The sequence below is a fragment of the Micromonospora endolithica genome (assembly GCF_003626595.1).
In the GTDB taxonomy this organism is placed as follows: Bacteria; Actinomycetota; Actinomycetes; order Mycobacteriales; family Micromonosporaceae; genus Micromonospora; species Micromonospora endolithica.
Genome location: NZ_RBAK01000014.1, coordinates 157,450 through 168,558 on the forward strand (window position 1 = coordinate 157,450; position 11,109 = coordinate 168,558).

At 71.4% G+C, this 11,109-nt stretch carries 10 protein-coding genes; 5 read left to right on the forward strand and 5 right to left on the reverse strand.

Going from position 1 to position 11,109, the window contains the following annotated elements; all coding sequences use genetic code 11:
• Positions 1–185: 185 nt before the first annotated feature.
• The 4 genes from D7223_RS27320 to dnaE form a co-directional block, all read right to left on the reverse strand.
• Entirely contained in the window at positions 186–1,076 is an 891-nt protein-coding gene (locus tag D7223_RS27320) for a hypothetical protein (RefSeq protein ID WP_202864706.1), read from the reverse strand.
• A gap of 149 nt (positions 1,077–1,225) precedes the next feature.
• A complete protein-coding gene (locus D7223_RS27325; protein ID WP_120731528.1) occupies positions 1,226–1,573 on the reverse strand; it encodes a hypothetical protein in 348 nt (115 codons plus the stop codon).
• A gap of 85 nt (positions 1,574–1,658) precedes the next feature.
• Positions 1,659–2,015: a DUF6188 family protein gene (locus D7223_RS27330; protein ID WP_147252546.1), complete on the reverse strand. Its 357-nt coding sequence runs from the start codon at positions 2,013–2,015 to the stop codon at positions 1,659–1,661.
• Between the two features lie 463 nt (positions 2,016–2,478).
• The gene (dnaE, locus tag D7223_RS27335; protein WP_120731532.1) at positions 2,479–6,012 is read right to left on the reverse strand and encodes a DNA polymerase III subunit alpha; all 3,534 of its coding nucleotides are present in this window, start codon (positions 6,010–6,012) and stop codon (positions 2,479–2,481) included.
• A 217-nt stretch (positions 6,013–6,229) separates the two neighbouring features.
• Between dnaE and D7223_RS27340 the strand changes: the two genes are divergently transcribed.
• Both D7223_RS27340 and D7223_RS27345 read left to right on the forward strand, forming a co-directional pair.
• Positions 6,230–6,775 (forward strand): RNA polymerase sigma factor, encoded by a 546-nt coding sequence (locus D7223_RS27340; RefSeq protein ID WP_120731534.1) that lies wholly within the window; start codon positions 6,230–6,232, stop codon positions 6,773–6,775.
• Positions 6,762–7,370: a hypothetical protein gene (locus D7223_RS27345; protein WP_238162251.1), complete on the forward strand. Its 609-nt coding sequence runs from the start codon at positions 6,762–6,764 to the stop codon at positions 7,368–7,370. The genes D7223_RS27340 and D7223_RS27345 overlap by 14 nt, the downstream gene beginning before the upstream one ends.
• Here D7223_RS27345 and D7223_RS27350 read toward each other — a convergent pair.
• Positions 7,339–8,688 (reverse strand): serine/threonine-protein kinase, encoded by a 1,350-nt coding sequence (locus D7223_RS27350; RefSeq protein ID WP_120731538.1) that lies wholly within the window; start codon positions 8,686–8,688, stop codon positions 7,339–7,341. The two genes, D7223_RS27345 and D7223_RS27350, sit on opposite strands and share 32 nt — an antisense overlap.
• A gap of 157 nt (positions 8,689–8,845) precedes the next feature.
• Here D7223_RS27350 and D7223_RS27355 point away from each other — a divergent pair, with 157 nt between their 5' ends.
• From D7223_RS27355 to D7223_RS27365, 3 genes are all read left to right on the forward strand, one after another.
• Positions 8,846–9,400, forward strand: coding sequence for a hypothetical protein (locus tag D7223_RS27355; protein WP_120731540.1), 555 nt, complete (start codon positions 8,846–8,848; stop codon positions 9,398–9,400).
• Positions 9,401–9,495: 95 nt separating this feature from the next.
• Complete coding sequence (locus D7223_RS27360; RefSeq protein ID WP_120731542.1) at positions 9,496–9,837, forward strand: PadR family transcriptional regulator; 342 nt, start codon at positions 9,496–9,498, stop codon at positions 9,835–9,837.
• Positions 9,834–10,784, forward strand: a complete 951-nt coding sequence (locus D7223_RS27365; protein WP_120731545.1) for an HAAS signaling domain-containing protein — start codon at positions 9,834–9,836, stop codon at positions 10,782–10,784. The genes D7223_RS27360 and D7223_RS27365 overlap by 4 nt, the downstream gene beginning before the upstream one ends.
• Positions 10,785–11,109 lie beyond the last annotated feature (325 nt).

An 11,109-nucleotide genomic window follows, 5' to 3' on the forward strand; every position in this document is an offset into this window, starting at 1 on the left:
AAGACGCCTGGCTCGCGGTACCGCAGCGAGTGAACGCGTCGTACCCGCGCAGCACCCGCAGCGTCCTCAAGGTGTTCCACCGGCTAGGCGTGCCGTCGGGTTCCTCGAACCGGAAGTGCACCGCGCCGGGGTGGGTGTTCTCGAGCAGCCAACGCCCGTCGGGTCTGCGCTTGGCGCGGACGTGTTCAATCGCCTCGGCCAGCCGCGGATCCGGAGTACCCCCGCGCCGGGCGAAGTAGTCGGTGGCCTTGAGCAGGTCGTAATGCCAGCGTGGGGGGGAAGGAGAACAACGTCCACTGCGGGTTGACCACCTCGCCCGTGCGTAACGACCGCAAGAGGTTGCGTCGGAGCAGGTACTCCTCTCCGTTCCAGCGAGCCCGGCGGACCTCCTTAGATCCACCAGTATGGCGCTCCCACCTCAGCAGAGCGTCAATCACGTCCAGGGTGCTTGCGAAAGATGCCGGCGCTGCGCGCGTCTGGGCCCAGCAGTTCCAGCCACCATCCGGCATCTGGTCGGCCACAAGCCGCTTGACCACCGGATCGACGTCGACGCCCAGGTAGGTACCGATCAGGATCGTTCCGGCGTTGATGCAGCAGTCCACTTCGCCGGCGAAGAACGGCAGCCCGTCGTACTCCCAGCGGCAGTTGCGGGCCACCAGGTGCGCGGTCTCTTGCATCACCGGACTGTCCGGAGGTGTGCCCAACTGACACAGATCGAGCAGGACTGGGTACGTCGCGGTCCACGGCTGGCCCGGCTCGGCACCCGACCCGCCGGTCGGTGCCTCGACGGGATCCGCGTCGGGCGACGGGACAGGCGGCGGTGGGTCACCGGCAGCCAGAGCCCGCGCAGTGGCCGCTGCGAACGCCGCGGTACCCGGAAAGCAGGCCCCGTTCGCCCACAGGCCATCTGGAGCCCGCAGCGCTAGCAGCCGAGCACCCCAGCCCTCGTGCTCCACCCGCGCTCGTTCGGTCGCCACCTCGGTCTCCGAGGCGTTGACGAGGTCGCGTAGCACCTGCCAGCGGATCGCCGGATCGCCCTGCAGCAGCCACTGCACAACCGGATCGTCCTCGGCCATCGGCGGCGTCCTTGGCTGGTAAGGGCCCTGATTCTCCGTCGGCTCCATCCCCGAACCCTAAGCAAAATCAGACGAGCGCACGCATCTGCCGTCATCCGTGCGATGACACCCATCCTGAGTCAATCTCTGGCGGGCACGCCCTGGCGACTTCAGTCCGAGTCCTCGCATCGGAGGCCGACGCTTGTGATTTCCCCGCTGCGGACGAGTTCTCGGATCGCTGTGGTCATGGCTCGTACGCCCGGTTCTGGAACGATCAGCTGGTCAATGACCCAGAAGTAGCTGCCGTTCGCGACGTCCCCAGTCTCCATCCATCTCGCAAGCAGGCGGCGGACCTCCTCGACGGTGAAGATGGTCAACGCCCACCTGGAGCCGTCGGGAAGATCGACGACGACATCGACATTGGCGACGCACCGCACGGTGTCGTCATGAGGATCGAGAAAGAATCGTGCCACGAAGGTTGGTTCCGAGATGGTCACGCACGGGTCGGTGATCCCCATGAAGCCCCATCCTGCCGTACGTGTGCGAGAGCACTTCAGGGCCTTGCGCGGCATCCGCTTCTGCCGCGGAGAGTGCGGTACTCGATCACCGGGAGTGCCAGCTGGTGAGTCGCCATGCCTCACCGGTGGTGTCTGGCTCCAGTTCGCCTGAGACGACCAGGGTGATCCCGGTGTCTGTCCTCAGGCTCAGTGAACCGTCGTCGTACACCCGCGCAGTGTCGATGGTTCTGCCGTTGAGAGCTATGGCTGCGGTCAGCCACGCGATGTCGTCGCCGGCTGTGCCCTTGGCGGAAGTGGCCACCTCGAGAGTCCAAGAAGCGTCGATGTAGAGCCGTGCTTCCTGAGCGGGTGTTGGTCGGTTGTCGCAGAGTCCCAGGAACGGCCATGCCTGGCGGAATCCGATCTCCACCACGAAGGAGCCGACGACCTGTTCCACATCCATGGACCTATGGTGCCTGCAACGGGTGACCCGCGCGCTCATCTGCCGCGTACCGCGCTGCATCGGGCGTGATACCCAGCGGGCGCTGTAGCTACCTGGCGGTCGGCGGGGATCTCGGGACGGGAGGATCGAGACGGGGCGTTGGATCGGCCGGTGGCGACCGACCAGTTGGGCGACGTCGCGTTCGCGTTCGGTGAGCGGCTCCGGTCCAGGTCGGTCCGGCACTACGGAGGTCCGGGCGCTGAGGCGCACAACAGGTGCGCTCAGCTGCCTTGGACCGAGCGGTGCGGGCGGGTCCGTAGCGCCCGGAGACCACGCCGGGGCACCGGCGGTCGCGGCGTGCTGACGGCATTGACTGCTCAGGTCGACAGGGCGCGAGCGACACCATCCGGTGCCGGGCCGACTGCCCGGGGCGGCATCGCCGTTCAGGACGGCCCGCCGACACCGGGCGTGGCCCGGGTACGGGTCAGCTCACGTTGGCCGGGCCGAGGACGCTCTTCAGGTCGCCCATCAGGGCGGTGGTGGCCGCGACCCGGAACGGGCCGAGACGCAGCGTGGTGACCTTGCCGCCGTTGAGCAGCTTGACGTGCACCTCGGTGTCGCCGGGGTGCAGCACCAGGGTCTCCTTGAGCCGCTCCACCAGCGGCGGCGTGCACCGGTGCACCGGGATGGTCAGGGTGATCGGCTTGCTGCCCGGGTTGCTGGTGACGTCCGGCATCGACATGTCCATCGCCATGATCCGCGGGGTGTCGTCGCGCCGGTCCACCCGCCCCTTGACCACCACGATCGCGTCCTCGGCGATGTACTGCCCGATCACCTCGTAGGTGTTGGGGAAGAACAGCGTCTCCACCCCGCCGGCCAGGTCCTCCAGGGTGGCCGACGCCCAGGCCCGGCCCTGCTTGGTGACCCGGCGTTGCACACCGGAGAGGATGCCGGCGAGGGTGACCACCGCGCCGTCGGGCACGGTGCCCTCCTCGGACAGCGCCGCGATGGTGCAGTCGGCCGCCGCGCCGAGCACGTGCTCCAGGCCGAACAGCGGGTGGTCGGAGACGTACAGGCCGAGCATCTCGCGTTCGAAGGCGAGCTTGTCGCGCTTGTCCCATTCGCCGTCGGTGATGACCGGCATGACCGTGGTGCTGCCCCCGGTCTCCGCCTCGCCGAAGCCGGCGCCGAAGAGGTCGTACTGACCGACGGCCTCCTTGCGCTTCACGTCGGCGTACGCGTCGATCGCGTCGGCGTGCACCGCGAGCAGCGCCTTACGGGGGTGCTTCAGCGAGTCGAACGCCCCGGCCTTGATCAGCGATTCGATGGTCTTCTTGTTGCAGACCACCGCGTCCACCTTGGACAGGAAGTCGTAGAAGTCGGCGTACTCGCCCTTCTCCTCGCGGCATCGCATGATCGCGGCCACCACGTTCGCCCCGACGTTACGGATCGCGCCGAGGCCGAACCGGATCTCCTTGCCGACCGGGGTGAACGGCCCGGCGGAGGTGTTCACGTCCGGCGGCAGCACCTGGATGCCCATCCGCCGGCACTCCGACAGGTAGAGCGCCATCTTGTCCTTGTCGTCACCGACCGAGGTGAGCAGCCCGGCCATGTACTCGGCCGGGTAGTTGGCCTTGAGGTAACCGGTCCAGTACGACACCAGCCCGTACCCGGCGGTGTGCGCCTTGTTGAACGCGTAGTCGGCGAACGGGACCAGGATGTCCCAGAGCGTCTGGATGGCCTCGTCGGAGTAGCCGTTGCCGCGCATGCCGTCGCGGAACGGGATGAACTCCTTGTCGAGGACCTCCTTCTTCTTCTTGCCCATCGCCCGGCGCAGCAGGTCGGCCTGGCCGAGGCTGTAGCCGGCGAGCTTCTGCGCGGCGCGCTGCACCTGCTCCTGGTAGACGATCAGGCCGTACGTCGGGCCGAGGATCTCCTCCAGGGGCTTCTCCAGCTCCGGGTGGATCGGCGTGATCTCCTGGAGGCCGTTCTTGCGCAGCGCGTAGTTGGTGTGCGAGTTGGCACCCATCGGGCCGGGCCGGTAGAGCGCCAGCACCGCCGAGATGTCCTCGAAGTTGTCCGGCTTCATCAGCCGCAGCAGCGACCGCATCGGCCCGCCGTCGAGCTGGAACACACCGAGCGTGTCGCCCCGGGCCAGCAGTTCGTAGGTCGGCTTGTCGTCCAGCGGCAGTTTCAGCAGGTCGACCTTGGTGCCGTGGTTGAGCTCGATGTTCTTCAGCGCGTCGTCGATGATGGTCAGGTTGCGCAGGCCGAGGAAGTCCATCTTGAGCAGCCCGAGCGACTCGCAGGTCGGGTAGTCGAACTGCGTGATGATGGCGCCGTCGGCGTCCCGGCGCATCAGCGGGATGTGCTCGATGATCGGCTCGGCGGACATGATGACACCGGCGGCGTGCACGCCGGTCTGCCGGATCAGGCCCTCGATGCCCTTGGCGGTGTCGATCACCTTGCGCACGTCCGGGTCGGATTCGTAGAGCCCGCGGATCTCGCCGGCCTCGGCGTAGCGGGGGTGCTTCGGGTCGAAGATGCCGGTCAGCGGGATGTCCTTGCCCATCACCGCCGGGGGCATCGCCTTGGTGATCCGGTCGCCGACGGCGTACGGGTAGCCGAGCACCCGGGCCGAGTCCTTGATCGCCGCCTTCGCCTTGATCGTGCCGAAGGTCGCGATCTGCGCGACCTTGTCCTCGCCCCACTTGTCGGTGACGTACTTGATCACCTCACCCCGCCGGCGCTCGTCGAAGTCGATGTCGACGTCCGGCATGGAGACCCGCTCGGGGTTGAGGAACCGCTCGAAGATCAGCCCGTGCGGGATCGGGTCCAGGTCGGTGATGCCCAGGGCGTACGCGACGAGCGAGCCGGCGGCCGAGCCACGGCCCGGGCCCACCGCGATGCCCTGGTTCTTGGCCCACTGGATGAAGTCGGCGACCACGAGGAAGTAGGACGGGAAGCCCATCTGGATGATGACGCCCAGCTCGTACTCGGCCTGCACCACGTGGCCCTCGGGGATGCCCTCGGGGAACCGCCGGGCCAGGCCGACGAACGTCTCCTTGCGGAACCAGGACTCCTCGGTCTCCCCGTCGGGCACCGGGAAGCGCGGCATCAGGTTGTGGAACTGGAACATCCCGGTCGGGTCGACCCGCTCGGCGACCAGCAGGGTGTTGCGGCAGCCCTCCAGCCACACGTCGGAGCCGTCGACCGCGCGCATCTCGTCGGCGGACTTGATGTAGTAGCCGCTGCCGCCGAACTTGAACCGGTTCGGGTCGGCGACGTTGCTGCCGGTCTGCACGCAGAGCAGCACGTCGTGCGCCTCGGACTGGGCCTCGTGGGTGTAGTGCGAGTCGTTGGTCACCACCGGCGGGATGCCCAGCTTGCGGCCGATCTCCAGCAGCCCGTCGCGGACCCGCTTCTCGATGTCCAGGCCGTGGTCCATCAGCTCCAGGAAGTAGTTCTCCTTGCCGAAGATCTCCTGGTATTTCCCGGCGGCCTCCATGGCCTGCGCGTCCTGGCCGAGCCGCAACCGGGTCTGCACCTCGCCGGACGGGCAGCCGGTGGTGGCCATCAGGCCGTCGGAGTATTCCGCGAGCAGTTCGGTGTCCATCCGGGGCCACTTGACGAAGTAGCCGTCGGTGTAGGCCCGGGAGGTGAGCGTGAAGAGGTTGTGCAGGCCGGTCTTGTTGCGCGCCCAGATCGTCTTGTGGGTGTAGCCGCCGCTGCCGGAGACGTCGTCGCTCTTCTGCTCCGGCCGGCCCCAGCGCACCCGGGACTTGTGGAAGCGGGACTCCGGCGCCACGTACGCCTCGATGCCCAGGATCGGGGTGACCCCGGCGGCCATCGCCTGCTTGTAGAAGTCGTTCGCGCCATGCATGTTGCCGTGGTCGGTCATCGCCACCGCCGGCATGCCCTGCCGCTTGACCTCGGCGAAGAGGTCCTTGAGCCGGGCCGCGCCGTCGAGCATCGAGTACTCCGTGTGCACGTGCAGATGCGCGAACGAATCGCCCATGCGGAGCGCCCCCCCGGGTCGGTCGTCGATGGTCGGGCCCCACCCTATCGCCGGCCGGAGGGGCCGGGGGAAGCCGCCGCGCGGGAGGCTCGGCTCAGGTGTTGTGGATCTCCATCGGCCGGCCCGTCGGTCGGCTGCCGGACACGCGCGCCGCGCCCGGGTGGGTGCGGCCGTAGCCTGGAGCCACGGCACACCGGCGACCTCGGGGGACGGCCTGATGCCCCTTCCGGACGGTATCGACGAGCTGGCCCGTTCCGCCGCGCGCGGTGACCGGGGCGCGCTCGACGCGCTGCTGGCCGCGGTGCGGCCGGAGGTCCTGCGGATGTGCGGCCGGGTGCTGCCGCACCGCGAGGACGCCGAGGAGGCGTGCCAGGACGCGCTGCTGGCGGTGGCCCGGGGCATCGCCGGGTTCGAGGGTCGTTCGTCGTTCCGCACCTGGCTGTACCGGCTGACCGCCAACCGCGCCCGATCGACCTACCGGGTGCTGCGCCGGCGCTGGCGGGTGGAGGCCGACGGGGTGCCGCTGCCGGACCCGCCCGACCCGCGCCGCACCAGCGTGGTCGCCGGCACCCGGCTGGACCTGCTCGACGCCCTCGACGCGGTCCGCGCCGACCTGGCCGAGGTGGTGGCGCTGCGCGACGTGCTGGGGCTGGGCTACCGGGAGATCGCCGAGTTGCTCGACCTACCCGAGGGCACGGTCAAGTCGCGGCTGCACGAGGGCCGCCGGCAGGTCCGGGCGCGGTTGACCGGTGCCGACCGCTGACCGCCCGTCCCGGACCGGGCGCCGGGGGCGACGACCACCCCGGGTGGTGGGGCTGGCGCTGGCCGTCGCGCTCGCCGCCGCCCCGCTCGCCGGCTGCGGGGAGGAGCCGGTCGCGCCCCTGCCGGTGCGGCAGCCCGCACCGTCTTCGCCGGCCGGCCCGGCGACGTCGCCGCCGAACCCCACGCCGGCTCCGTCGCCACCGCCGTCCGTCGCCGCGACCACCGCCGCGACCACCGCCGCCGCGCCGACCCGGCCCATCGCACCGCCGCCGACCCGGCCGGGCCGGCCGAGCACCGCACCCACCACCGGCCGTCCCACCGGCACCCCGCCGGCAGCCTGCCTGGGCGCGGTCCGCTACGACCTGGTCCTGGCCGAGACCGAACTGGCGCTGTTCCGGTCGCTCTGCCTCGCCACCGGCGGGGTGCTGCGGATCCAGGGCATCGGGCCGGGCGAGGTGACGGTGGACCGGGAGGACCTGGTGGTCAGCAACTACGAGGCGGGCGTGGTCGACATCCGGTTCGTCCGGCCGGGCACCGTGGAGGTCCGGATCCCGCAGAACGGCGTCACGTACCCGGTCGTCGTGGTGGTGCGCTGACCCGCCGGGCCCGGTCGGCCCGCACCCCATCCAGCAGCGCGTCCACGAAGCCGGGACCGGCGTCGACCGGGGGCACCACCTGCACGTAGAGCAGGCCGGCGGGGGCGGACGCGGCGGCCTCCACGACCACCGGCCGGCCCCGCGGGCAGTCGAACCGGGCCACCACCCAGTCCAGGCCGGCCCGGCTCACCCGCCTCGGCGTCGCCGCCACGCAGTCGGCGTGCCGGCGCGCGGCGACGAAGGCGGCGGGATCGGTTCGGCCGGCGGCGCCGGTGGTGAGACCCACGAACGCGCCCGGCATGGTCTCCTCCACCGCCCACCGGCGCGGGTCGGGGGCGATCACCAGGGCAGGTTCGAGCCGGCCGGACGCGTCGTACCGGCCGGCCCAGCCGCTGCCGGCGGCCCGCCAGCCGGCCGGCAGCGCCACCCGCAGCGGCCCGCTGGTCGCGCTGGTGACCACGGCCGCCGCGTCCGCCGCCAGCGCCCCGGCCGCGGCGAGCACGAGCACGCCCCGCGCGATGCCGCGCCGCCACCGCCCGCCGAGGGCGGGGTCCGGTGGGAAGGGTACGGCGGCGGCCCGGCCCAGGGCGGCGCGGAAGGCGGTGGCGTCCGGGTACCGGTCGGCGGCACGCCGGGCGGTGGCCCGGCGCAGCACCGCGTCCACCGCCGGGGGTACGCCGGCGGTGACCGTCGGGGCGCCGAGGAGTCGTCGGCCGAGCCGGCCCAGGGCGTACACGTCGGCGCTCAGGTCGACCACCGCGAGCGGATCGTCCTGCTCGGGGGCCATGTAGCCGGGGGTGCCCGCGCGGGCGGTGAGGCCGGACGCGGCGGCGAGCGCCTTGGCCAGGCCCAGGTCGGCGATCAGCACCCGCTCGCCGTCCGGCCCGGACCGGAAGAGGATGTTGCCCGGCGACAGGTCGCGGTGCACCACCCGGTGCCGGTGCAGCACCGCGACCCCGGCGGCGATCTCGGCCAGCAGGTCCAGGGCGGCGGCCGGCGCCGGCGGCGGTCCGGCCGCCAGCCGGTCGCGCAGGCTGCCGCCGTCGGCCCAGTCCAGCACGGCGTACGGGCGGCCGTCGGCCAGTTCGCCCACCCGGTGCACCCGGACCAGCCGTTCGTGGTCGATCCGGCGCAGCAGGCGTGCCTCGTCCAGGAAGCGTTCCCGCACCCGCAGGTCGTGGTGCCAGTTCTCGGCCAGCACCTTGATCGCGACCCGGCTGTCCAGCACCGGGTCGCGGGCCAGCCACACCGTGGCGAAGGACCCCACCCCGAGCAGTCGCTCGACCCGGTGGTCGCCGATCCGCGTCGGTGTGGTCACCGTGTCACCCCCCGTGGCCGGGCCGTGGGGACAGTAGACGGCGCACACGACGCGGGAGCAAGGTCGGCGACCGGCGGGATGTCGGCGATCCGACGAACCTTTCCCGGCGGCGCGGAGACCAACAGGGCAGACAACCCGATCGAAAAGGAGATCTCCCATGCATCGTCTCGCGTACGTCGTCGTGGCGGCCGTCCTGGCCCTGGCCGGGTCCGCCCCGGCCGCCGCCCACTCCCCCGCCCGGCCGGCCGCCGGGCAGACCGCCGACACCGGGACCGAGCTGATCAGCGTGCGCGGGGCCGGTCCGTTCCGGATCGGCGCGCGGCTGGACCGGCTCCAGGCGGCCGGGCTCATCGACTGGGTCGCGTCCGACGGCCCGGACCTGGTGCGCACCGGGGTGACCGGGCAGTGGGCGGGCAAGCTCATCCTGACCTTCCGGGACGGGCGGCTGGTGGGGGTGGGCACCGCCACCGCGCCGCCCCGCACCCCGGCGGGCGCCCAGGTCGGCATGTTCTTCGCCGACCTGGAGCGGATCTACGGGCCACGCGGTTCGATGATCAACAACGACGCCGGTGCCGACCGGGCGTACCTGGTGCGGGTGGGCTCGCGGGTGGAGCTGTTCACCGGGCACCCGATCCGGCAGGGCGTCGGCTACCTCGAGGTCGGCCTGGCGTCCTACGTGGAGCGCGCCTACCGGGAGCGCTGCGGCTGCTGAGTCGACGTCGCGGGGCGTCCGGTCCTTCCGGGCGCCCCGCGTCACATTGTTATGGCTCTGGACAATGCTGTGTGGCACACACTATCGTGTGACGCATGGTCAGCGAGGAGATCCTGCGGACACACCTGCAAGAGCTGCGTCGCGGCACGGTCGTGGTGGCGAGCCTCGTCGCGCTGCGCCGCCCCGACTACGGCTACGCGCTGCTGCAACGCCTCACCGCGCACGGCTTCCCGGTCGACGCCAACACGCTCTATCCGCTGCTGCGCCGGCTGGAGGAACAGGGGCTGCTGACCAGCGAGTGGAACACCGAGGAGAGCCGGCCACGCAAGTTCTACCGGGTCAGCGCCGAGGGTGAGACGGTGCTCGACCGGCTGCTCGACGACCTCGCCGCCGTACAGACCTCCGTGACCGGCCTCATCGAAGGAGTGGACCGATGACCTCCCTGACCGACCGCTACGTCGCCGCGACCCTGCGCTCGGTGCCGGTGGCCCGTCGCGACGAGATCGCCGCCGAGCTGCGCGCCTCCATCGACGACATGGTCGAGGGCCGGTCGGCCGACGGGCGGGACACCGGCGTGGTGGAGCGGGAGGTGCTCACCGAACTGGGCGACCCCGCCCGGCTGGCCGCCCGCTACGCCGACCGCCGGCTCCAGCTCATCGGCCCGACCTACTTCCTGGTGTGGCAGCGGCTGCTGGTCACCCTGCTCAGCATCATCCCCGGCCTCGTCGGCGTGATCGTGGCGCTGGTGGAGGCAACCGTCGACGACAACATCGGCGGCGCCGTCGGCACCGGAGTCGTCGCGGCCTTCCAGACCGCCGTGCAGATCGCGTTCTGGGTGACCGTGGTCTTCGCAGTGCTGGAACGGGTGGGCGCCCCGCTCGACCTGCCCGGCTGGACCGTGGACGACCTTCCCGACGCCCCCGCCGACCGGGACGTACCCCTCTCCGAGACCTGCGCCTCGGTGGTCATGCTGCTGCTCACCATCGGCTTCCTGGCCTGGCAGCACGTCCAGACGCAGATCCTCACCCCGGACGGCGACCGGCTGCCGATCCTCGATGAGGCACTGTGGACGTCCTGGCTGCCGTTCCTGATCGCCGTCCTGGTGGCCAGCATCGGCCTGGAGGTGGCGAAGTACCGGGCCCGCCGCTGGACCTGGCGGCTGGTCGGCGTCAACGCCCTGCTCGACCTGGCGTTCGCGGTGCCGGTGATCGGGCTGCTGCTCACCGACCGGCTGTTCAACCCCGAGTTCGTGCAGCGCATCGAGTGGGTGCGCGACGGCGACAACCTGAACGTCGTCGCCCGGGGCGTCGCGGTCGGCGTCGCCGCCGTGACCCTCTGGGACCTGGTCGACAGCGCGATCAAGGCCCGCCGCAGCGCCCGCTGACGGTGCAACGCGCCGGTCCGGCACCCCACGGGGCGCCGGACCGGCGCACGCGTGGATCCGACCGACCAACGCACGGCGAGCTGGGGACTTCCACACCCACGGCACAACGGTGGTCGTGGCGACCAAGCTCCCCGTTGATCATGGGGTTGGCGGGTGATTCGAAGATCCAACCGCCCGCCAACTCCATGATCAACGTGCGGGGAGGGGGTGGGTGGGGGTGGGTGGGTGTGGCGGGGTGCGGGGTCATGGGGCCGGGTCGGAACGGAGCGCGCCGGAGCGGGCCGCGGCGACGAAGCCGGTCCAGGCCGCCGGGCCGAAGGCCAGC